This window comes from Patescibacteria group bacterium (assembly GCA_035549555.1).
Lineage (GTDB): Bacteria > Patescibacteriota > Microgenomatia > UBA8517 > UBA8517 > Co84-156.
This window is the reverse complement of sequence record DASZQR010000010.1, coordinates 763,559-783,261: the sequence shown is the minus strand read 5'-3', so window position 1 is coordinate 783,261 and position 19,703 is coordinate 763,559. Positions and strand designations below refer to the sequence as shown.

28 protein-coding genes and 2 tRNA genes are annotated in these 19,703 nt (G+C 34.4%); 6 read left to right on the top strand and 24 right to left on the bottom strand.

Annotated features, from left to right (window positions below):
• Nucleotides 1-35: 35 nt before the first annotated feature.
• The 4 genes from VG895_05300 to VG895_05285 all read right to left on the bottom strand — a co-directional run bounded on the left by VG895_05300 (nt 36) and on the right by VG895_05285 (nt 1,367).
• Entirely contained in the window at nt 36-320 is a 285-nt protein-coding gene (locus VG895_05300; GenBank protein HWA52439.1) for a hypothetical protein, read from the bottom strand.
• A 39-nt stretch (nt 321-359) separates the two neighbouring features.
• A tRNA-Met gene (locus tag VG895_05295) sits at nt 360-432 on the bottom strand.
• A 27-nt stretch (nt 433-459) separates the two neighbouring features.
• Nucleotides 460-903, bottom strand: coding sequence for an NUDIX domain-containing protein (locus tag VG895_05290; protein ID HWA52438.1), 444 nt, complete (start codon nt 901-903; stop codon nt 460-462).
• A 98-nt stretch (nt 904-1,001) separates the two neighbouring features.
• Nucleotides 1,002-1,367: a septum formation initiator family protein gene (locus tag VG895_05285; protein HWA52437.1), complete on the bottom strand. Its 366-nt coding sequence runs from the start codon at nt 1,365-1,367 to the stop codon at nt 1,002-1,004.
• 18 nt (nt 1,368-1,385) lie between these two features.
• On the opposite strand from VG895_05285, the gene VG895_05280 reads away from it, so the two are divergent.
• On the top strand, nt 1,386-2,249 hold the full coding sequence (locus tag VG895_05280; protein ID HWA52436.1) for a tyrosine-type recombinase/integrase: 864 nt from the start codon (nt 1,386-1,388) through the stop codon (nt 2,247-2,249).
• On the opposite strand, the gene VG895_05275 is transcribed toward VG895_05280, so the two are convergent.
• Nucleotides 2,246-2,578, bottom strand: coding sequence for a DUF4870 domain-containing protein (locus VG895_05275; protein ID HWA52435.1), 333 nt, complete (start codon nt 2,576-2,578; stop codon nt 2,246-2,248). The genes VG895_05280 and VG895_05275 overlap by 4 nt on opposite strands.
• A gap of 70 nt (nt 2,579-2,648) precedes the next feature.
• Between VG895_05275 and VG895_05270 the strand changes: the two genes are divergently transcribed.
• A complete protein-coding gene (locus VG895_05270) occupies nt 2,649-3,122 on the top strand; it encodes a hypothetical protein (GenBank protein ID HWA52434.1) in 474 nt (157 codons plus the stop codon).
• Here VG895_05270 and VG895_05265 read toward each other — a convergent pair whose 3' ends face one another.
• From VG895_05265 to VG895_05245, 5 genes are all read right to left on the bottom strand, one after another.
• Nucleotides 3,123-4,799: an ATP-dependent DNA ligase gene (locus VG895_05265; GenBank protein ID HWA52433.1), complete on the bottom strand. Its 1,677-nt coding sequence runs from the start codon at nt 4,797-4,799 to the stop codon at nt 3,123-3,125.
• The gene (locus VG895_05260) at nt 4,799-4,996 is read right to left on the bottom strand and encodes a hypothetical protein (protein ID HWA52432.1); all 198 of its coding nucleotides are present in this window, start codon (nt 4,994-4,996) and stop codon (nt 4,799-4,801) included. The genes VG895_05265 and VG895_05260 overlap by 1 nt, the downstream gene beginning before the upstream one ends.
• Nucleotides 4,983-6,050, bottom strand: a complete 1,068-nt coding sequence (locus VG895_05255; GenBank protein HWA52431.1) for a Fic family protein — start codon at nt 6,048-6,050, stop codon at nt 4,983-4,985. Before VG895_05255 ends, VG895_05260 begins: the two co-directional genes overlap by 14 nt.
• Nucleotides 6,051-6,113: 63 nt before the next feature.
• Nucleotides 6,114-6,368, bottom strand: a complete 255-nt coding sequence (locus tag VG895_05250; protein HWA52430.1) for a hypothetical protein — start codon at nt 6,366-6,368, stop codon at nt 6,114-6,116.
• A gap of 17 nt (nt 6,369-6,385) precedes the next feature.
• Nucleotides 6,386-7,237 carry an NAD(P)H-hydrate dehydratase gene (locus VG895_05245; GenBank protein ID HWA52429.1) on the bottom strand — a complete coding sequence of 284 codons (852 nt, stop codon included), beginning with the start codon at nt 7,235-7,237 and terminating at the stop codon, nt 6,386-6,388.
• A 30-nt stretch (nt 7,238-7,267) separates the two neighbouring features.
• Here VG895_05245 and VG895_05240 point away from each other — a divergent pair, with 30 nt between their 5' ends.
• On the top strand, nt 7,268-7,525 hold the full coding sequence (locus VG895_05240) for a DUF5654 family protein (protein HWA52428.1): 258 nt from the start codon (nt 7,268-7,270) through the stop codon (nt 7,523-7,525).
• On the opposite strand, the gene VG895_05235 is transcribed toward VG895_05240, so the two are convergent.
• The 4 genes from VG895_05235 to mutM are packed head-to-tail and all read right to left on the bottom strand — an operon-like array spanning nt 7,522 to nt 10,020.
• Nucleotides 7,522-7,701 (bottom strand): hypothetical protein, encoded by a 180-nt coding sequence (locus VG895_05235; protein HWA52427.1) that lies wholly within the window; start codon nt 7,699-7,701, stop codon nt 7,522-7,524. The two genes, VG895_05240 and VG895_05235, sit on opposite strands and share 4 nt — an antisense overlap.
• Nucleotides 7,702-7,709: 8 nt before the next feature.
• A complete protein-coding gene (gene recF, locus VG895_05230; protein HWA52426.1) occupies nt 7,710-8,720 on the bottom strand; it encodes a DNA replication and repair protein RecF in 1,011 nt (336 codons plus the stop codon).
• Nucleotides 8,717-9,151 (bottom strand): hypothetical protein, encoded by a 435-nt coding sequence (locus VG895_05225; GenBank protein ID HWA52425.1) that lies wholly within the window; start codon nt 9,149-9,151, stop codon nt 8,717-8,719. The genes recF and VG895_05225 overlap by 4 nt, the downstream gene beginning before the upstream one ends.
• A complete protein-coding gene (gene mutM, locus VG895_05220) occupies nt 9,151-10,020 on the bottom strand; it encodes a bifunctional DNA-formamidopyrimidine glycosylase/DNA-(apurinic or apyrimidinic site) lyase (GenBank protein HWA52424.1) in 870 nt (289 codons plus the stop codon). Before mutM ends, VG895_05225 begins: the two co-directional genes overlap by 1 nt.
• A gap of 37 nt (nt 10,021-10,057) precedes the next feature.
• Between mutM and VG895_05215 the strand changes: the two genes are divergently transcribed.
• Nucleotides 10,058-10,252: a hypothetical protein gene (locus VG895_05215; GenBank protein HWA52423.1), complete on the top strand. Its 195-nt coding sequence runs from the start codon at nt 10,058-10,060 to the stop codon at nt 10,250-10,252.
• Here the strand turns inward: VG895_05215 and VG895_05210 are convergent.
• On the bottom strand, nt 10,245-11,417 hold the full coding sequence (locus tag VG895_05210) for a glycosyltransferase (GenBank protein ID HWA52422.1): 1,173 nt from the start codon (nt 11,415-11,417) through the stop codon (nt 10,245-10,247). The two genes, VG895_05215 and VG895_05210, sit on opposite strands and share 8 nt — an antisense overlap.
• 58 nt (nt 11,418-11,475) lie before the next feature.
• Here VG895_05210 and VG895_05205 point away from each other — a divergent pair, with 58 nt between their 5' ends.
• A complete protein-coding gene (locus VG895_05205; GenBank protein ID HWA52421.1) occupies nt 11,476-11,826 on the top strand; it encodes a hypothetical protein in 351 nt (116 codons plus the stop codon).
• Here VG895_05205 and VG895_05200 read toward each other — a convergent pair.
• The 4 genes from VG895_05200 to VG895_05185 all read right to left on the bottom strand — a co-directional run bounded on the left by VG895_05200 (nt 11,819) and on the right by VG895_05185 (nt 13,356).
• Entirely contained in the window at nt 11,819-12,700 is an 882-nt protein-coding gene (locus tag VG895_05200) for a 5'-3' exonuclease H3TH domain-containing protein (GenBank protein HWA52420.1), read from the bottom strand. The genes VG895_05205 and VG895_05200 overlap by 8 nt on opposite strands.
• Complete coding sequence (locus tag VG895_05195; GenBank protein ID HWA52419.1) at nt 12,675-12,911, bottom strand: hypothetical protein; 237 nt, start codon at nt 12,909-12,911, stop codon at nt 12,675-12,677. The genes VG895_05200 and VG895_05195 overlap by 26 nt, the downstream gene beginning before the upstream one ends.
• A 2-nt stretch (nt 12,912-12,913) precedes the next feature.
• Nucleotides 12,914-12,988, bottom strand: a tRNA-Ile gene (locus tag VG895_05190).
• A 17-nt stretch (nt 12,989-13,005) separates the two neighbouring features.
• Complete coding sequence (locus tag VG895_05185; protein HWA52418.1) at nt 13,006-13,356, bottom strand: DUF1801 domain-containing protein; 351 nt, start codon at nt 13,354-13,356, stop codon at nt 13,006-13,008.
• Between the two features lie 32 nt (nt 13,357-13,388).
• Here VG895_05185 and VG895_05180 point away from each other — a divergent pair, with 32 nt between their 5' ends.
• Nucleotides 13,389-13,796: a hypothetical protein gene (locus tag VG895_05180; protein HWA52417.1), complete on the top strand. Its 408-nt coding sequence runs from the start codon at nt 13,389-13,391 to the stop codon at nt 13,794-13,796.
• 1 nt (nt 13,797) lies between these two features.
• Here the strand turns inward: VG895_05180 and VG895_05175 are convergent, their stop codons facing one another.
• From VG895_05175 to VG895_05155, 5 genes are read right to left on the bottom strand one after another with little or no spacing between them, the layout of a single operon-like run.
• Nucleotides 13,798-16,167, bottom strand: a complete 2,370-nt coding sequence (locus VG895_05175; GenBank protein ID HWA52416.1) for a type IV secretion system DNA-binding domain-containing protein — start codon at nt 16,165-16,167, stop codon at nt 13,798-13,800.
• Nucleotides 16,154-16,441: a hypothetical protein gene (locus tag VG895_05170; GenBank protein ID HWA52415.1), complete on the bottom strand. Its 288-nt coding sequence runs from the start codon at nt 16,439-16,441 to the stop codon at nt 16,154-16,156. Before VG895_05170 ends, VG895_05175 begins: the two co-directional genes overlap by 14 nt.
• Nucleotides 16,404-16,997, bottom strand: a complete 594-nt coding sequence (locus VG895_05165) for a cob(I)yrinic acid a,c-diamide adenosyltransferase (GenBank protein ID HWA52414.1) — start codon at nt 16,995-16,997, stop codon at nt 16,404-16,406. Before VG895_05165 ends, VG895_05170 begins: the two co-directional genes overlap by 38 nt.
• On the bottom strand, nt 16,998-17,237 hold the full coding sequence (locus tag VG895_05160) for a DUF1653 domain-containing protein (protein ID HWA52413.1): 240 nt from the start codon (nt 17,235-17,237) through the stop codon (nt 16,998-17,000). It abuts the gene before it with no gap.
• Nucleotides 17,237-19,636 carry an adenosylcobalamin-dependent ribonucleoside-diphosphate reductase gene (locus VG895_05155; GenBank protein ID HWA52412.1) on the bottom strand — a complete coding sequence of 800 codons (2,400 nt, stop codon included), beginning with the start codon at nt 19,634-19,636 and terminating at the stop codon, nt 17,237-17,239. The genes VG895_05160 and VG895_05155 overlap by 1 nt, the downstream gene beginning before the upstream one ends.
• Nucleotides 19,637-19,703: the final 67 nt, after the last annotated feature.

Below are 19,703 nucleotides of genomic sequence, written 5' to 3'. Positions count from 1 at the left end.
ACCTGATTGTAATTGATTGAAGGAAGAATTGGAAGTTATCTTTCTTTAGAAAACGGCAACATCTTTGCGAACAAGTCTTGGTCTCGGTAAATCGGCAACGAACCACCGGTTCTTTCATGGTGCATTTGTAAATATCTGTAAATGTGATTTCCGTCATTATTAGAAAGAGCTGGGTATGTTAATTTATCTCCTTCTTTGAAATTAAAAAGTCGAGATTCTTTGTTTATTCTTTCTGCTCCTTCTTTTGAAAAGACAAATTGTGTCCCTTTTTTAGGTTTAATTGTTTCGCTTTCTAAAAAATCGTTAATACTTGGTGACATTAGTTGAAGTATAGAATTTATTTTACTGAAATCAAATAGTGCCAACGGGTAGAATCGGACTACCGACCGCAGCGTTATGAATGCTGTGCTCTAACCACTGAGCTACGTTGGCAATAAGCGTATTTTACTAAAAAAAGAGTTAAATTCCTAACTTTTCTTTATAAAGTTTAAGGAACAGTGGAAATTGAGAATGAATTTCTTTTGGTAAATCTTTAACAGAAAACATTTTTACGTCATCAAATTTATGCGGTTCGCCATTTTTTACTTTTGAAGGATCGATTAGAACTTTAAAATCTAAAGCAATCCAATGAGTTGGTTTATTGTTATTAATTCTATGAACATCTCTATATCCTAAAAATTCGTAATCCAAAACATCTGTGCCATATTCTTGTTGTATTTCTTGTCTTAAGGTATTTTCAACGGTATCACCAAATTCAATTCCACCGCCGCCAATATCCCATACTCCTTTTTCGTCTCTTGCGTTTTGTCCTCTTTTTGACATAACGACGTTTCCTTTGCCATCATGGCAGAAAAAAACTACGCAATTTCCTATGAAGTCCTCACCTTTTTTAAGTTCTTTCACCTCAATCATTCGTGTTGCGGGGCTAGGAGTTGCGCCTAGCCTGAGAGATTATGAGCCTCCCGTGCACTGTACACTACCCCGCATGTGAGCGTATTATATCACAAAAATAGCTTCAACCAATCACGCCAAACTGGATCTGGGAGAGAATAAGTCTTAACTTCTACTTTTGGGGCAAGAGCTTTGAGACTATTTTCATCGGGAAGAACCACTACAATTTCCCCTTTTTTGGCTAAACCAAGTTTATCCCGAGCTTGACTTTCGATAAATTGCGGGGTTTGGACGCTTTGAAGCTCACTATTTAAAATTTCGTTTTGCTTTTGGAGTGCTATTACTTTTACTTCTTCATCAGTTATTTTACTTCCAGAACCAGTGATTTTTACAATACTTTTGATAAGAGAAAAAGCCAATAAAACGGCTAAAAAAAGCGATAAAACTTGTAATAATGATTTGATTCTGGTTAACATTGTGCTAATATATAGGATATGGCGAACACAGAGCCTATTAATAATATATTACCTAAATTTATCGATGATTTAAAAGAGAAACATCGATCACCTGCTACTATTTTAGCTTACAGAGCAGACCTTGACCAGTTAATTAATTATTTGACTGAAAAGAATAAGGCTATGCCTGAAAATGTTAAAAAAGAGGATATTGAAGGATTTAGGGATTATTTGCTTTCACAAAAATATACACCAAAATCTACAAGCCGAAAATTAAACGCTGTAAAGACCTTTTTTAGGTGGATGGTTGAGAAACAAATAATTTTGGTTGACCCAAGCAAAGAAGTAACTCATCCAAAATTAACTGTAAGTAATCCAAAGTTTTTGAGTGAACTTGAGTATAGAGCACTTCGAGATGTAGTACGAGCAGACAGACGAATTGCAACAATTGTAGAACTTATTTTACAAACAGGACTTCGTATTTCAGAGGTCGCAAACTTAAAAGTTGCAAACGTTAAAGATGCAGAGATAACTATTGAAGCATACGCAACACAACCAACCAGAAACGTGCCTTTAAATAAACTTGCAAAAATGGCATTAACAAACTATTTAATTGAAGTTCCAAAAGATTCTACTTTTGTTTTTATAAGCAAAAACGGGAAGCAACTTGCTATCAGGAATATTCGCGCTTCGGTTGACAGATATATTCAAAAAGCTGGAATTGGAAAATTTTCAGTAAATGACTTAAGAACAACTTTTATTATTGAAAACTTAAAGCGCGGAGTTGATTTGGTTACTATAAGTCAAGTTGCAGGACACAAAAGACTTTCTACAACAGAGCGCTATTTGGAACTTGTTGAGATAAAAGAAACAGGAAAGAAACAGTACCTTGAAGAACTTTAATTGTTAACTTTTGAGAGAAACTGACGAGCAAATTTTCCCAAAACTGGGATTTCCCATTCCTCTCCTTGCCAGGCCTTGTAAACCAAGACTAACCAAAGAATAAATGCTGCAATAAAGAAAATTGGAGCGAAAAATAAGAGAATAATTGTAAATCCAAGAACCATCCAAATTAAAGTAGTTGCAACCCAGAAAACGATTGATTGCATAGCGTGAAACCTGACGTATTTATCTTTTTCGATCATTAAAAATGCTATTCCGCCAAGAAGAGGGATAATGTAGCTAAGTGCTGCTTCTTCGTTTTTACCTAAACCTGTTGGGTTTGCTGCCATGACTTAATAATAATGACTTGAATGTTGGTTGGTCAAGAGGAAGAATAAAAAAACGTGATATAATTTCAACATGAAGAATTCTAAAAAAGCCATGTTTGTGGCAAATATTGGCTTATACAATGGAGAGTTAGTAGAAGATGTTTGTAATAAATTTGGAATTACCAAGCATACTTTAAAAAATTATATCAATCTTTATGGTGGTGGTTGTATAAAAATTAGTAGAGATGGATATTTATCTGTAAGTGAGAGCTGGAACGAGCTTAATTCTATAAATTCTACTGATGGTAGTTTTACCAAAAACATACAGATTGCAGAAAGTGCTAATGGAGCACGAGAAAGAATAAAAAATGATATAAATTATTTACCGATTGGCGGACTGGCGAAAAATCACGACTTACTTAATTTAGGAAGAAGAGATATTGCAGATTTAATATTCACCACTATAGAAGAAATGTTAGAAGCGGATTCTGACGAAGGAAATTTGTATATTATTGATGAAATAAGACGAAATGGAACAATTGGTGGTTCGGAGAGATTAGGCTGATTATTTCTTTTGAAGTTTGTATAAACTTTCAACTTCTTTTAATGTAGTTGCATCTTTCACTTCTTTGTCATCACGAAAGTTGACGAGGCGAGGGAAACGAAGAGCATACTTACTTGTGTGATTTGGACTAATTGTTAAATCATCGGCTGCAATTTCAACAACCACTTTTGGCTCGACAAAATAATCTGGCTCCAGTATTTTATTTACCTCATATTCTTTTGGTTTGTCTTTTACTACTAACTTTTCCAATCTGGTTTTTAGTTCTTTAAACTGTTCGTCTGTTAAACCAGTTCCAACTTTTGTGATAGTTTTAATCTTGTCACCATCTAAAATTCCTACTAAAAATTGGCCAATACCAAAACCTGCTCTTTTCCCTTTTCCGACTGTGTAACCCATGACAACGCAATCAACAGTATCTGATAGTTTACCTTGAGCAGACTCGGCCTGCTTCATTTTTACCCATCGCCAACCTGTACGGCCTGGAACATATGTGCTATCTGCTTTTTTGACCATAATTCCCTCTAATCCTTTTTTAATATAATCTTCGTGCAATTTTGCGATTTCTTTTGGATCTGTTGTTGTTATTTCTTCATCGACTTTTAATAATTCGCCTGATTTAACTGTATCTCTTAGGATTTTTCGCCTTTCTAAATATGGTTTGTCCATTAAATTAACGCCATCTTTATATAAAATATCAAAACAATAAAAATTGGCAGGAATTTTTGTTGCAATTTCTGCAATATCGTGTTTGCGGCGACGAGTCATTATTGTCTGAAAATCTAAAATCTTTTTTGTTTCTTCATCGATACCAATTCCTTCAGAATCCAAAATTACCTCCTTTGCTTTTAAATGTTTACTTAGGTTTGCTAATTCTGGAAACATTAGAGAAATATTATGAAGATTTCTAGTGAACGCAAAGTACTCGCCATCTTTAAAATGGATTTGGACACGAAGCCCGTCAAATTTTGGCTCAACTGCCACTTCTCCCATTTTTTCCAACATTTCCCGTGGACTATTTAATCTTTGAGCAAGCATGGGAGAAACTGGAATACCAATTTTGGGAGATGGGTGCATTGGCAGTTCTTTTGCAATCAAACCAATATCGGGCATGACTTCAAAAGCTTTTACAAGGCGTGACTTTTTGGATTTGTCACCAAACTTACTAATGGCAAGAGCATCAATAATTGTTTTTTCTGAAAAACCTAATCTTAGTTTTCCAAGAGGAATTCTAGTAATAAACTTTGCGGAAAGCGGATCAACTGATTTTAGAATATCTGCAATTTTATTAACACGTCTTTCCTGACTACCAACTCCTTCTTCGATTGCCGCTTCGCGCAATCGGTTGAACACCTCTGAAACGCTTAAACCACTATCTTTATTTTTGGAAAGTTTTTCTGATACTAGACCAAGATCTCCAAGCTTTTTATATTCATCTTTAACTTTTTCTATTTTTTCATTAAATGCCAAGGAGATACTTCTAATTATCATCTGGTCTGCAGCATTAAAAACAATTCCTCTGAAACTTGGCGCTAAAATGCCAAGCGATAAGTATATAACCTTATCGATTTCATTTTTGTCAGATTTTTTTAAAAGATCTGCTAATATATCCGTAATTTTTAATCTGGAAGAAGTTTCTTCTAATTTCTCGAGATATTTTGAAAATTCATTAAATTTCATTATTTTTGATAATAACGAGTGAAGAAAATATATGCAATAGCAACGACACCGAGAAAAACGAGACCAAAAATAATATTAATTAAACCACTATTATCTTCTGTTGTGATTTTGTGAACTCCTTCACCAATCATTGTTAGACCAAAAAGACCTGGCAAAACTAAAATCATGAATAAAAATTGCGGATCACTTATTGGCATTTATAATTACATAACGGGCAGATTTTGTTTGCCCTTCCTTTTTAATAATACCTTTTTTAATCAAATCTGTAAGATCTCTTAAAACTGTATCTTCTGAGACAAAATTCAAAACGCTTTTTAATTCTTTCATACCAGCGCTTTCTTCATCAGATAAAAATTCTACTAATTTCATTTGCCTTTCAGAAAGGGCAACTTGATTGCCGATTTTTGTTTTTAGACGAGTGTCAACAGACAATTTTCTGACTCTTTCTTTTATTTTTGCAAGCTCGCTTGCAACAACCAAAGTAAAATATTCAAGCCAAGGAGTCAGATCTCTTAATCCCAAATTTTCATTTGCAGAGTCTACTTTACCAAGCGCCTCATAATAAGCTCCCAAATCGTTATCAAAATGTTCTTCAAGAGCGAAAAAGCGCCTGATATCATAACCTTCTTTCAGCATGACAAGAGTTGTGAAAGCGCGAACAGTACGACCATTTCCTTCAACATAAGGATGTATGGAAACTAAAACATAATGAGTGATACCAGCTCTGATTATTGGATGAATATCTTTTGCATCTGCCGAATTAAGCCATTCAAAAAAATCTTCTAAAAGATAAGGAACTTCGATGAAATTGGGAGGAGAAAAAATAATCTTTCCAGTTCCCTCTTCTTTGATAACAACTTGAGTATTTCGAAGATGGCCAACTTTTGATGGATCAATTAATTTATCAACTGTGCTTTGGTGAATTAAATTTAATTCGGCTGTGTCGTATTTTTCTCTTTCTGATAACTGCCCCAAAAGATTTACAACGTTTCTGTAATTAATAACTTCCTGAATATCGCGGTCACGGGCATATACTTCTTCTCCTTCCAAAACTTTTTTGGTTTGGATCATAGTAAGATCATTTCCTTCAATATGAGTTCCGTGATAAACAGTGCGAACTAAAGCATCTGATTGAAATTGTTTTTCGAATGAAGGAACTAAGGGTGCGTTTTCGATAACTTCTTTGGAAGCTTCAGCTGCTGAAATATTTTTTAGAATTTTGTTTGAAATCGCAAATTTTGGAGAATACATAAATTATGAACTTGTTCACAAGCTATGCTTATTTTAACCGCAAAGAATGCGGGAAACAAGAAGTTATTTTTCTTGAAGTATTGTCTTGTGGAATGGACTTCCCATGGTTGTTATTGCATATCTTATGCCAGGATATCTGTTAACATTTCTGCCTAGAAACCCCATATAACAATAGTCAGGATGTTCTTCTGAAGATCTTCCAACTTCAAACATGTGTTTAATTATTAATGTTTGTTCTTGTTTTGTTAATGATTCCAGATTTAATAAATCGTGAGTGCCTTGTTCTTCTTGATAAATACAAATACATTTTTCTTGCATAGAAATAGTATTTTATCTTAATTTATTAATTTATTCAAAGCTTCTGGGATTTTAGAGGCGAGATCATCTGAGTTGTAATAAAACCCAACTTTCTTTTGCAATTCGTCGGCTGTGTATTTAATGATAAAACTTCCAGCACATGCACTTAAAACAGGATCGTTTTTGGCAAGCAAAGCTACTGTTAAACCAGCCTGAGTATCTCCTGTTCCGCCTTTGGTTAGACCAGCATTCCCGCCATGAATTTCAAAAACTTCGTCTTTGGAAAAAACAAAAGTCACCGGGCCTTTAACAACAATAATGCAGTTATATTCTTTGGCTTTTTTACTTGCGACATCATGAGAAAATTCGGCGCCAAATAATAATTTAAATTCTTTTTTATTAGGGGTGAGAATTGCATTTTCTGGAATAACATCAGGAGTTATTGTTTGCAGACTGCCGGCATCAATGACCCATTTTTTATTGGGGAATTTTTTAAGTAAAGATTCTGTGATTTTTTTTGTTTCCATACAAACTTCATCGCAGATTTCGAATCGTTTATCATAGGGAGTTTTTTCGCTGTGGTAACGCATAAAACCAGGACCAATTAAAATAGCATCTGATTTTTCTACATAGCTTTCTACCTCGTTCCAAGGAACCCAAATGAAGGAAAATAATTTACTTTTTAAGCTTTCTGCAATCATGCCAACACTTTTTTCAGGAGATGAAAAGAAGACCATGTCAACAATTCGAGAAGCTACAATTAAGCCAAAAAGCGGAGCACCATGGAAGAGCGAGGATCCACCTATGATTGTTACCTGACCGTTATCTTCCCCACTACTGTCCTTGTGCGGGAAATATAGTTTTTTAAGCTGAGCTTTGTCGAAAATCATATATCAACTATACTATACATATTCTTAAATATGGCTGACAAGGAAACACAGAAAGAAAAGAATTTGCGAGAACAGACAGTTGAGCAAATGCTAACTCTTATAACCAGCGCTTTTGGGCTTGTTGCAGCACTTGCATGGAACCAAGTTATACAAGAAATAATTACTGACTATGTAAAACCATTTTTTGGTAAGGATTCAGGCTTAATCAGCCTGCTTATTTATGCAGTAATTGTGACGGTATTTGCAGTACTTGTTACCTATTTTGTGGCAAGACTGAAGAAAGATTAATACTTATCTGGGTCTTCAAACCAAACAGGCGTTGGTGTTGGATGTTTTAAATAATCAGGCTTCTCGTTGGAAACTTGTTTGGATGGGTTTTTTAATTTTTCTGTTTTATTGAGTCGAGCAGCTTCTTGAAAACCTGGAGCAATTTGTTTAATAATACCTTCTTTTATTTCAGGCATTTAATGAATTATATTCCTAACTCTATTTTTTCGTCAACTTTGAAGTTTTCTAAAAATTCCGGGTCTGCAGTTGTAATAATAGTTTGTTGATTTTTGGTTACATTAAAAACAATTTCTCTGTGGAATTCATCTAATTCTGAGAAGATATCATCTAATAAAAGAGTTGGCTTTTTATTTGTTTTGTTAAAAATAAACTCTAACTCCGACAATTTGATCCACAAAATTCCCATTCTTTGCTCTCCTCTGCTTCCAAAAGAACTTAAATTTTTTCCTTTATATTGAAAAATAAAATCATCTCTATGGGGGCCAACTAAAGTTGTAGCGGATGCTATTTCAGCTATTTCGTAGTCGCTTAATCTTTTTTCGCTAATTACACTTTTATCGTATGTAATTTTATATTCACCACTTAAAGAATTATTTTCATTTATAAAATTAATAAAATTTTCTCTTGACATACTTATATAATCTCCAGCTTTTATTAAAAGTTGATTCCAAAAAAGTAATTGAGATGAAGGCAAATGCTCTTCGCGAATTCTAAATAATAATTTATTTCTTGATCGCAAACCTTTTTCATAAGACAATAATTGTCTGCGATATTCTCTATCAACTTGCGACAATGCATTATCCAAAAATTTTCTTCTTAAAGAAGGAGAGGAAGTAACTAAATCTAAATCAGAAGGAGCAAATAAAACTGTTTTTAAATTACCTGCAAAATCAACCATTCGTTTATTAACTGCGTTTACTAAAAACTTTTTGTGAGATATTTTACTTAAAATAACTTCTAATTTTGCATTATCAGACAACAGCCCCTTTATCCTTGCGAAGTCTTTTTTTTCTTTAATTATTTCATTTTCTAAATTGGATTTGAAAGATTTACCAATAGAAAGCATAAAAATACTTTCTAAAAGATTTGTTTTACCTGCTGCATTTGGGCCAACAATAACTGTTGTGTCTTTTGCAAACGTAAAAACATCATCAGGAAGATTTCTAAAATTTTGAAGACGGACTTTTTGGATCATACTAAACGTATTACCAAATGCAGTACACCGCGCGCAAGTGCAAGAGCAACGAAAGAAGATGTGGCGCAAATGAAAATAACTAATAAATATTTATATTTAAAATCTTTTAAAATTAAATGGGAAGTTAAACTTGCAAAAAGCGGGCCACCAATATAACCAATAAGAATTGTTGCTGTAACTGCTCCAAATTTTATAAATTTATCCAGAAATTTTTGTTCTGCAGATTTTTTCTTGTTTTTAATAATTTTTACAAACGAGAAAAGGTTTTCGTGTTCAAAAAAATAAAGCCATAAAAATCCAAAAAAAGAAGCTGAGGAGACTTCAATTAAGAAAGCTGCTGGAGTGTTTGGAAATAAAACCATTGCAATAAATAAGCTTCTAGTAAAAACAACATAAATTATTAAAACAATTAAAGCTTTTATGTATTGCATTAAAATAGTTTACTTTCTTTTGTTTCGGGCTGACAATATGGACAATAATAAGTACCGCGGCCGCCAAGCATTATTTTGATTATCTTCTCTTTTTTACAGACAGGACATAAAATACCTTGTTTTCCATAAACCAAGGTGTGACGCTGATATCCTCCTTCTCCACCGTCTGGAGTTACAAAAGTATTTTCTGAAGAACCACCGTGTTTCATTCCCTCGTTTAAAACTTCATGAATAGCATCAAAAAGTTTTTTAGTTTCATTTTCGTTTAAAGAGTTTGCAGGACGAGCAGGATTTATTTTTGATAAATAAAGAGCATCGTTTGCATAAATATTTCCAACCCCTGCAACTTTGCTTTGGTCCATAATTACGACTTTTACTGGACGACGAGTTTTTGATAAGACATTTTTGAAATATTCTAAGGTTAAATTTTTAAAAGGCTCTGGACCCATTTTGCCCACTAAATCAGTTTTTTCAACATCTTTTGTGTCGACAATTTTAAACCAACCAAATTTTCGAAAATCATTGTAATAAATTTTCCCATCGTTATCTAAAGTAAAAATTACATGAGTATGAGGGCCGCCAAGACCTCCAGAAATTTTTGGAGATAATAATGGCTTTTTTAAATTCGGACCTCTATAAATAACTTGGCCGGTCATTTTGACATGAATCATTAAAGATTTATTGTTATCAAGATCCAATACTGTGACTTTGCCAAAACGCCTTGCTTTAATAAATTTTGCGCCAATGATTTCTTTTTCATCTCCTTGAAAAATTCTTCTATCTTTAACTTCTAAGGAAATAATTTTGTGTCCTAATAAAAACTTTTCTAATTGTAAACGAATTGATTCAACTTCTGGAAGCTCTGGCATAGTTGCATTATAACAAAAATTTTCATATTATAATTTTGTGGTAACTAAAGAAAGGAGATATCATCCGGAGGCGTTGGGTAGCGGTATTGGTTTGATGGTGGGATCGTTTGAACGAGTAATTGTAAATATAAATCTATTTGGACCTTTATTTTTTTCTGGGTTAATAATAACAGCAACAACTTTTATTATCGATGGGACGAGATTTGTTGATTCTACCAAAAAAGTTAAGTAACTTTTTTAATAAAGCTTCTAATTTTTTGTTTGAATTTTTCTTTTGAAAACTTCTTGGCATTATCTTGAATTGTTTTTTTATTCCATTTTATTTTTTCAAATTTCGAAATTGCTTTTGATAAACTATCAATTGTTAACTCATCAAAGAAAATTCCAGTTTTATTTTCGATAACACTTTCCAAATAACCACCTCCACGATATGCAATTACAGGAGTTCCTGTGATTTGAGATTCAATTGCAGTGATTCCAAAATCCTCGTCTTTTTGGGCAACAATAAATCCTGATGCACCTGCATATAAATCATATAAATTTTTGTCGTCTACTTTCCCTAAAAATTCTACCAACGAAGTTGCGCGAGCTTTGCTCATATTTTTATTGGCAAGACTTTTTAATTCATTGTCTAAAATCCCGGTACCAAAGATTTTTAATTTAACATTTGCTTTCATACAAGCTTTGATTATTAAATCAAAATTTTTAGCAGCGACCAATCTTCCTCCAGCTAGGAAATATCTCTCGTTCGAATCGTAAAAACTCGCTCCTTCGGACTTCGTGGCCAGTCGACTCGTTTTTACTGGATTCTCACTTTGCAATTCCACTGGCGGATAAATTACTACAGAATCTTTGTGATAAAAATCCTGGATGCGATTTGCTACATTTTTGGAATTGGCTATAAAATAGTCTACTTTTTGAGACATTTTGGAGTCATAATTTCTTAAAAATTCATTCACAAAACCTGCATATATTTTTATTAACGGTCCGTACCATTTATTTTTCCAAGATCTCGAAGTATCAAAACCATAAATATATCTAGGAGGAGTATGACAATAGCAAATTTCTATTTGATTATCTTTTGTTTTAAAACCACGAGTAATTGCCCAGGCGGAACTATCGATAATTAAATCGTAATCGCTTAAATCAAATTCTTTCCAAATAATTGGTAAGCAAAAGCGAAGAGGAGAAATTAAAATGTCTGCAAAAGGAAGATTTCCAAACCAACTTTGGATAATTTTTATGTTTTTAAAATCTTCTTTAAATTTTCCTAATTTGTCTGGTCTGTAAATAGAAACATATACCGGCGCATCAGGATAAATTTCATGGAGAGCTAAAAGAACGCGCTCTGCGCCGCCGAAATCTATTAAATAATCATGGACAATAGCTACTTTCATATTAACTATTATATCTTTTATATTTGACTTCTAAAAATAGAAATTATATAAGCAATTGATGCCGGAAAATATTGGGGTTGGTTATTCATTTGAAGTAAACGGAGAAATTACAAAACAACATGAAACCGGCGACGTTTTGTTCTTTTTTGTCCCGGGGAACTGGCATTTTTTGAATGACATTAAAACATTAAACGAAAGTGAGATTTTTGAGATTGAATACAAACTAAAAGAACAGGAAAGAACGAAATTGAGCAGACAAATTGTTGAAGAGAAAGGTTTTAATAAACATTTTTTATTTTCTTATATGGCAGAAACCGGATGTTATTTTGCATATATAAAAAGCTGGCCTGCTTTGGAGGAATATAATGCTGGAATTTATGCTTATAAAAAGATAGGCGAATTTAAATAAGAGGAAGTTGTTTAACACGAGCGGTTAAAGTTTTAAAACCAATTTCGGCAAATTCATCTAGGACTTTTTGACTATTTAAACTCCATTTCCCGGAATCTTCTAAATTAAAAGTTATTGGGACATCAACCATAATAGTTGCTAAGTTTTTAGACATTACAGCGGACTCGGCACCAAGAGCTAATTTTTTGGAAATTTTCTCGGGAATATTTGAAATGTCTTTGTAGATATCTTCAAGAGTTTTATATTGCCTTAATAACTTTGTTGCTGTCCCCGGGCCTATTCCTGGGACTCCGGGATAATTGTCTGATGAATCCCCTGCAAGACCTTTGTAATCAATAATTTGTGAAGCTTTGACACCCATCCTGTCAAAAACTTCTTTTTCATTATAAAGCTTTGCTTTATTTATTCCCTGGACTGGCATGTAAACTTGAACTTTATTTTTATCATTTACTAATTGCAAAATATCACGATCACCTGTAACGATTACAACTTCGTCGACCAAACCAACGCATTGGTGAACAATTGTGCCGATGCAATCGTCTGCCTCATAACGCTCTTTTTTGTAAATTGGAATATTCATCGCTTTTAAAACTTTATAAGTTAACTCGAATTGACTTGATAAATCTGATTGAAGGCGAGGACGAGTTGCTTGATAACCGACATATTGAGCTTTTCTCAAGGTTTCAACCGGCGTATCAAAACAAACTGCAATGTGAGTTGGATTTTGAGCTGTTACTAAATTAATCAAAATCGCTACAAAGCCGTAAACAGCATTAACCGGCTCACCTCTCTTACTTTTTAAATTTGAAGGAAGAGCGTGAAAGGCACGGTGCAAAATTGCATTGCCATCAATGAGAATCAGTTTTGTCTGCATTATCTTCTGATTCTAATTGTTTTATTTCTGTATTTAAAGACTCAACAAAACTTTCATAAACTTTGATTTGAGCGTACTTAATTTCAGATGCTGAATCTTCATGGTGCACTCCCCTAAAGTTTTTATGCAAAATTTCAAGATGAGCAATAATTTCATCACGTTTAGTGTGAAGTTCTTTTAATTTTTCTGGTTTGGATTTTTGATCTTTCATATTGGTGGGCCCTGATGGAGTCGGACCATCCTTTGGTCTTTATAAGAGACCCGTCCTAGCCGATGAACGAAGGGCCCAAACTGAAGCTATTATATCATTTCATTACTTCTTTTACTCGAAATTCTGTAATTTGTTTTACTAAATCCCAAGGGATTTCTTTGTTTACTGGAAACTGAATTGTGCCTTTTGAAGTTTTATAATTTTTTAATTCTTTTTGGAAGTGGGAAACACCTGATGAAGTTGGGAAAAAACTGTAATGATCAGGAAAGCTTGCAAAATGAACCAAATTTTTGCCATTTAATTTGAAAGTTGGGACTCCATAATTAATTGACTCGGTTGCATTTGGTGCAATGTCATGAATTGTTTTACGAAATTTATTTAAAATTTCTTGAACTTCTTTTGGATAATAAGCGATATATTCGTCAATTGTTTTTACATTTTTCATAATTCAAAGGTCATTTGATATAATCATATCAAATGACAGACTATCGAGACGCAGTTGAGAGAGCTCTAGCTAAAGAAAAAGGGCAAAACATTTTTGCAAAAAATGGTCAATGGTCTTTATCTAAACCAACAGAATATCACCCAACTGTTTCTGTTAATTGTAATTTTACAGAAGGAATTTATCCTGGAGGGATTAACATTGAAACACCTAATTTAGAACAAGCACAGAGATTATTTAATCACAATCGGTCTAAATTGGCAGAAGCTTTTAGCATGCTTAGTTTAAATCCAATGCGCCCTCCAAATATTGAAGAAACTGATTGGAAGTTTGAATATGATGATCATAATGAACATCCTGAATATAAATATAATGCAGTTCGCGGAACACTTAATGGTTTATTTGGAGAAGAAATTAAGTTTTCAATGACGAAACAATATTAGTTTACAATTTTGCACGTCTTGTAATTTCGGCTTCGACTAACCTTGCGTCTTTGCCATAGCGAAGTCGGCTCATTTCTTTAATTATTTCTGCGACACGTTTATTGGCTTTTTCTTTATCTCCTTTAATATCTTTTGTGGTATCAATTGAAAAAGGCGCGACGGGCTCATTATTTACAATTGTTTTCATAAAAGCGTGATATCGTTCGACATTTAATAAATCGTCTTCTGAAAATACAGGCGTAAATTCATGAGACAAATAACTGGCATCAGTTACACCGACACGAAAAGAAATAATTGAACCGACATTTCCAAAAATAGCAGCTTTAACTTCTTCTTCAACCTGGCCGATAAACTGATTGGCAACTGTTAATCCCAAACGATATTTTCTTGCCTCTGATAAAATGACAGCAAAATCAGGAGTCGCAAAGTTTTGAAACTCGTCAACATAAAGGAAAAAGTCGCGGCGATTTTCCATAGGAGTATCAGCTCGAGACATTGCAGCCATAAGAATGCGAGGAACTAAAATTAATCCCAAGAAATTAGAATTCTCTTCTCCTAAAGTTCCCTTTGATAAATTAATTAGCAAAATTTTTCCGGTGTCCATTACTTCTCTTAAATCAAACGAAGATTGCGACTGACCAATAATATTTCTCACCAATTTATTGGTAACAAATCTTCCAAATTTGGAAGTAATATAATCAAGAACTTCTGATTTATGGAAATCACTTGTTTGAGCAATCTGGTCTGTCCAGTAACGCCTGACAATTGGATCAGTAACTTGAGGCAATAATTCTTGAACATATCTGGCGTCTGTCAAAATGCGCATGACTTCAATAAAAGAAGTTTCTGGAGCGGACATTGCTGTAAGCATGGCATTTCTGACTGCGTGCTCAAAACGAGGACCAACAATACCAGTTTTATAGGGATCAAAAAGTTTATACATCATGTTAATAACGGCCGTAGCTGCAAAATGTTTTTGGTCTTCTGTTTTTGCTTCCATTAAATTTAGACCAACAGGACGCTCGGTGTCTGAAGGATTAAAGTAAATAACATCTTCGGCGCGCTCTGGAGGAATCATTTCAAGGATCTGCTCAACAGCATCGCCGTGCGGATCCATAAAACATAAACCTTTGCCTTCATTAATATCCTGAAGAATCATTTGCTTTAAAAATTCTGACTTGCCTGTTCCTGTCTTTCCAATAATGTACATATGGCGAAGACGATCTTCGTTGCCGATATAAACAGGCCTTTCAACGCCACGGTAAACGCTTTTGCCAAGATATAAACCACTGGTTGGAATTTCTGCTGGGGCCGGAGCAGTTTTTGCATTTACCCAAAAAATATGAGGAGTTGTGATTGCGCGATTTGGAAAGTGATAAAGAGTTGCAAGTTCTTCTGAATTTAAAACTGACTTGTGATTGCCGCGGACATTGAACTCTGGCTGATAGCGATACAGAAAATCTTCCATAAACATGGATTTATTAAAAATTTTACGCCCTCCTAAGCCATTTAATTCACCGTTAAATTGTTCAAAGGTACTACTAATATTGCTTAAATGGGCTTTGGCTGATTCTTCGGTTGCCGCAACGACAACAATACGAACTGAAGTTTCAAAACCTGGTTTATTAACTTTGGTTTCTACATTTTCAAGAGATTTTCCAGAAACACTAAACTTTGCTTTTTCAGGATCACTTTCCTGCTTTTTGGTCTTACTAATGAAATCTTTTCCTTCTTTGCTCCAGGGAATTTCTGCAGGAGAGATTACAATCTGGATTGCAGCGCCCTCACCTGCTCCCATTTTGGCAAGAGCTGAAGTCAAACTTGAAAGCGGATCGGTTGCTAGATCTTTGTAAACTCTAATTGGATTAAAGTTTGGCTTTTTTAATTGAAAAGATTTGTATGCAACTTTTCCATCTTCTGTAAAAATATTATATTCATCAACTTGTTTTACTTCAGCTTGAGGGTAAGCGCCGTGAACCTGTTTTTCAATTAAATCTACTAATTTTTTTGGCGTCCAAATATAAAACCTAATGTCTTCGGGGCGCGCTACAATTTCAAATGAAACAACAGGCTGAACATCGTATTTTTGTTTCCAACCTCCTTTTTTAATGGAATTAAGACTAGAAAATAACTGTTCCATGGCGTCAATTTTGATGTCATTTGTTTGAGGAACTGCAATTTGAAGTAGAACTGATTTTAAAGATCTCTCTTCTCGGTGACGATTTTTGTAAAAAGTAAAACCAATGAAACCTAAAACTGCGAGAATTAAAACTGCGATACAAAAAAAGAGAGCAGCAAAAAATAATACCGGAAAGTTTATTGCCGGCAAAGAAGATACAGAAACTGGAACTGATGAACTAGTTATTGGCATTTTCTTTTGCTAACATCCTCAAGAAAAATCTAGCGAGCCAAGTAGCAGCGTCATTAATAGAACCTCCCGCTTTTTGAATTAGTGAATTTCTATCGGATGGAATCTGTATTTTAGCAGATTGAGTTCCATTTTGCGTTATAGGCTGATTATTACTATTTAAAGTGGCTTTGGGAGTTTGAGGAGTAGAAGCGATACCTGCACTAGCTAGATTTTCCGAAAAAATTTCAGACGGGTGCTCAACTACTTTTTGATCTACTGGAATTTCCGGAGTCACGGGCATGATTTATTGTAGCACGGCCAACCCATATTTCTTCCTTAATATTTTCTTTAAAATTTACATAGCGACTAAACTGAAACATAAAATCGCTTAGTCTATTTATATACATCTTTATATTACCGTGAACAGATTCTAATTCGCTTAATGCAGTAATTTCTCTTTCTGCTCTTCTTGTAGCTGATCTGCAAACATGTAATTGAGCTCCTAAATTTGTTCCACCAGGCAAAATAAAATTACTAAGTTTGGGAAGCTCTTTATCCCACTCGTCAATCTTTTTCTCCAGAAAATTAGTTTTGGATTTTGAAAATTTTAAACCAGAACCACCGAGATGGGATCCAATGGTTAAAAGATTTCTTTGAACTTCTGAAAGAAGTTTTGTGTAAGATTTATCGTTAGTAAAACTCTTGGCTAGACCAATAAAGGAATCTAATTCGTCAATTGCGCCAATTGCTCGAACCCTTAAAGATGATTTGGAAATTCTGATTTTTTGCTCAGGGTTATGAGAAAATAATCCAGTTTCTCCTTTATCACCTTTTTTAGTATAGATTGGCATTTATTTTACAATAGTAAACTTTTGTAAAAATTCTTCAAGAGGGCGGACCCAGACAATGCCTTTGCCATATAAGGCGCGATAAACTACTGCAACTTCTTCAGAGCTTTCTATAAAACCAACTGATTCAATAACATAATAATGGTTTGGATTTTTATAATGAAAATAAATACCGCCAACTTTAACTTTTTTAATTCCTTTGTTTAATTTTTCTTCAAGAACATCAAATGGAGTATGAGACATTAACACTCAGAATAACCACAGCTATAACACTTCTTACAACCTTCTTCGAGGACTAGACTTGCCTGGCCACAGCTTGGACATAAATCTTTTTTAAGACTTGGGCTACTATTAATAGTTAACTGGGCTGATTCAACTGTTATTTCTAAACTTTGCTGAACCGCCTGAGTTTCATCTTTATGGACTGGCATAAGACCAAAATGCATTGAGATTGCTTTGGCAACAGCATCGGGAAGACTTCTCACTTTGTTTGGACCAAAGCCAACAGAACTTCCGCCGCCGATTCCCTGCAACTGCTCCACTAAATCTTTTGCTCTTTCAAGAGGAGGCATATGATTTCCAAATCTTAAAGTTGTAGAAATTAATCTTCCAATCGCTTCTGCCATTGCTGCAACTTCCGAGCCGGCTTTGCCGATTGCGACGAAAACTTCAAAGGGATTGCCATTTTGATCTTGATTTACTGTGATAAATGCACTTCCCATAGGGGTTGGAATTCTATAAGTTGCTCCTTCAACTTTGGTTGGGCGAGGTTTAATTTCAAGAGCTACAGGTGCCTCTTCTTTCTTTTCATCGACTTTTGATAAAACTCCAGTTCTGCTTCCATCTCTAAAATAAGTGACACCTTTACAACCCAATTCGTAAGCCAAGTTGTAAAGCTTTTTGACATCCTCAACACTGTGACTTTCTGGAGCATTCACAGTTTTACTTATTGATGAGTCAACATATTCTTGAATTTTTGCCTGGACTCTGACATGTTCTTCAGGACTTAATTGACTGGCGCTTACAAAATAATCTGGAACCTTATCGCCTGGATGTTTATCAATCCATTCCTGATATAAAGGATGGTTGACTACATGTACTCCTGTTCTATCAGTTCGCTTAAAAGTAAATTCGTAAACTGGCTCAATACCTGAGCTAACTCCCGCCAATATAGAGATCGTACCAGTTGGAGCTTGGGTTAGGATAACTGCATTTCTAATGCCATTTTTCTCTATTTTTTCCTGTAATTCGACTGGAAGCTTTTTAATAAACTGGCCTTTCATATATTTTTCTTTAATAAATCCACCAAAAGGTCCTTTTTCTTTTGAAAGAGATGCTGAGGTAGAATAAGCGCTATCGCGAATTGTTTTATAAATTTTATCAATTGCTACCAAACTTTCATCACTTCCATATTTGATTCCCATTTTGATTAAAGCATCGCCAAGACCTAAAGTGCCAAGGCCTGTGCGCCTTATTTTTTTAGCAGCTTCTTCATTTTCTTTGTAGAAATAATAATTTGCATCAACAACATTATCTAAAAATCTAGTTGCAATAGCTGCGTGCTCTTTTAAAGCATCGTAATCCATTTGCCCATCTTTAACGAACATTGGCAAATTAAGATGACCTAAATTACAAACTCCCCAGGGGCCAAGGCCTTGCTCACCGCAAGGATTGGTTGCAATAATTTTTTCAAAATACCAAGTGTTGCTCATTTTGTTGTAGCGATCAATGAAAACAACTCCGGGCTCTGCAGATCTCCAGGCCGCTTTTGCAATCATTTCCCAAATATCTTTTGCTTTAACTGTTTTATAAACTTTGGTTGGATAACCTTTTTTCTGCCAAGATTTTATATCTCCATCCCATTCGTCATCATACTTTTCAAATGAAGTATCTGGGAATTTTAATTCCCAGTCTAAATCTCCCTTAACGGCAGCCATAAAATCATCTGAAACACAGACTGAAAGGTTTGCTCCAGGAATTTTACTTAGATCTTCTTTGACTGTAATGAATTCTTCAATATCTGGATGCCAATCATTAAGCATTAACATTAATGCACCGCGGCGAGAACCTCCCTGCTGGATAACATCGTGATTTGCAGTTGAATAAAGAGAAGCCCAATTAACAGGACCGCTTGATGTGCCGTTTACCTTTTTAACTCGGGCGCCGCGAGGGCGAAGTGTACTTAAATTTAAACCAACTCCACCAGCACGGGATTGAATTTCAACAGTTGTAGTTATATTTTCCATAATTCCTCCACGAGAATCTGAAGGAGACGGAATTACATAACAATTATAATAAGTAACTTCATAAGGAGTTCCGGCGCCGGATAAAATCCTTCCAGCTGGAATAAATTTGAAATCTTTCATTGCCTGATAAAACTTTTCTTCCCAGAATTTTTGAAGTTTTGTAGCTTCTTGTTGGCTTATTCCCCATGCAACACGCCTCCACATTTGTTCTGGATATTTCTCGAGAGCTTTTCCCTCTTCGTCTTTGAGAGAATATCTATCAAGAAAAATTTCCTGTCTAAAGCCATCTAATACAGTAGGGTTTACTGGAGAGGCAAAAACAAAATCTTTATTTAATAAATTTTTCTTAGTTTCTTTTACTTCTTTTTCTTTTTGTGTTGGAACAACTGTTGGCATATTTGAAAAAAATTAAAAGTTTTCATATATGAAAACTTTTTAAGATAAATTCATATTATCTTCTCAA

Coding starts and splice junctions, on each gene's coding strand:
- VG895_05200 (HWA52420.1), bottom strand. CDS start 12,700: ATGCAGACAAAACTGATTCTCATTGATGGCAATGCAATTTTGCACCGT.
- VG895_05225 (HWA52425.1), bottom strand. CDS start 9,151: ATGCAATACATAAAAGCTTTAATTGTTTTAATAATTTATGTTGTTTTT.
- VG895_05205 (HWA52421.1), top strand. CDS start 11,476: ATGCCGGAAAATATTGGGGTTGGTTATTCATTTGAAGTAAACGGAGAA.
- VG895_05235 (HWA52427.1), bottom strand. CDS start 7,701: ATGCCTGAAATAAAAGAAGGTATTATTAAACAAATTGCTCCAGGTTTT.
- VG895_05180 (HWA52417.1), top strand. CDS start 13,389: ATGACAGACTATCGAGACGCAGTTGAGAGAGCTCTAGCTAAAGAAAAA.
- VG895_05155 (HWA52412.1), bottom strand. CDS start 19,636: ATGCCAACAGTTGTTCCAACACAAAAAGAAAAAGAAGTAAAAGAAACT.
- VG895_05160 (HWA52413.1), bottom strand. CDS start 17,237: ATGTCTCATACTCCATTTGATGTTCTTGAAGAAAAATTAAACAAAGGA.
- VG895_05185 (HWA52418.1), bottom strand. CDS start 13,356: ATGAAAAATGTAAAAACAATTGACGAATATATCGCTTATTATCCAAAA.
- VG895_05210 (HWA52422.1), bottom strand. CDS start 11,417: ATGAAAGTAGCTATTGTCCATGATTATTTAATAGATTTCGGCGGCGCA.
- VG895_05265 (HWA52433.1), bottom strand. CDS start 4,799: ATGAAATTTAATGAATTTTCAAAATATCTCGAGAAATTAGAAGAAACT.
- VG895_05300 (HWA52439.1), bottom strand. CDS start 320: ATGTCACCAAGTATTAACGATTTTTTAGAAAGCGAAACAATTAAACCT.
- VG895_05285 (HWA52437.1), bottom strand. CDS start 1,367: ATGTTAACCAGAATCAAATCATTATTACAAGTTTTATCGCTTTTTTTA.
- recF (HWA52426.1), bottom strand. CDS start 8,720: ATGATCCAAAAAGTCCGTCTTCAAAATTTTAGAAATCTTCCTGATGAT.
- VG895_05255 (HWA52431.1), bottom strand. CDS start 6,050: ATGTATTCTCCAAAATTTGCGATTTCAAACAAAATTCTAAAAAATATT.
- VG895_05195 (HWA52419.1), bottom strand. CDS start 12,911: ATGAAAGATCAAAAATCCAAACCAGAAAAATTAAAAGAACTTCACACT.
- VG895_05165 (HWA52414.1), bottom strand. CDS start 16,997: ATGCCAATCTATACTAAAAAAGGTGATAAAGGAGAAACTGGATTATTT.
- VG895_05260 (HWA52432.1), bottom strand. CDS start 4,996: ATGCCAATAAGTGATCCGCAATTTTTATTCATGATTTTAGTTTTGCCA.
- VG895_05270 (HWA52434.1), top strand. CDS start 2,649: ATGAAGAATTCTAAAAAAGCCATGTTTGTGGCAAATATTGGCTTATAC.
- VG895_05175 (HWA52416.1), bottom strand. CDS start 16,167: ATGCCAATAACTAGTTCATCAGTTCCAGTTTCTGTATCTTCTTTGCCG.
- VG895_05240 (HWA52428.1), top strand. CDS start 7,268: ATGGCTGACAAGGAAACACAGAAAGAAAAGAATTTGCGAGAACAGACA.
- mutM (HWA52424.1), bottom strand. CDS start 10,020: ATGCCAGAGCTTCCAGAAGTTGAATCAATTCGTTTACAATTAGAAAAG.
- VG895_05250 (HWA52430.1), bottom strand. CDS start 6,368: ATGCAAGAAAAATGTATTTGTATTTATCAAGAAGAACAAGGCACTCAC.
- VG895_05280 (HWA52436.1), top strand. CDS start 1,386: ATGGCGAACACAGAGCCTATTAATAATATATTACCTAAATTTATCGAT.
- VG895_05245 (HWA52429.1), bottom strand. CDS start 7,237: ATGATTTTCGACAAAGCTCAGCTTAAAAAACTATATTTCCCGCACAAG.
- VG895_05275 (HWA52435.1), bottom strand. CDS start 2,578: ATGGCAGCAAACCCAACAGGTTTAGGTAAAAACGAAGAAGCAGCACTT.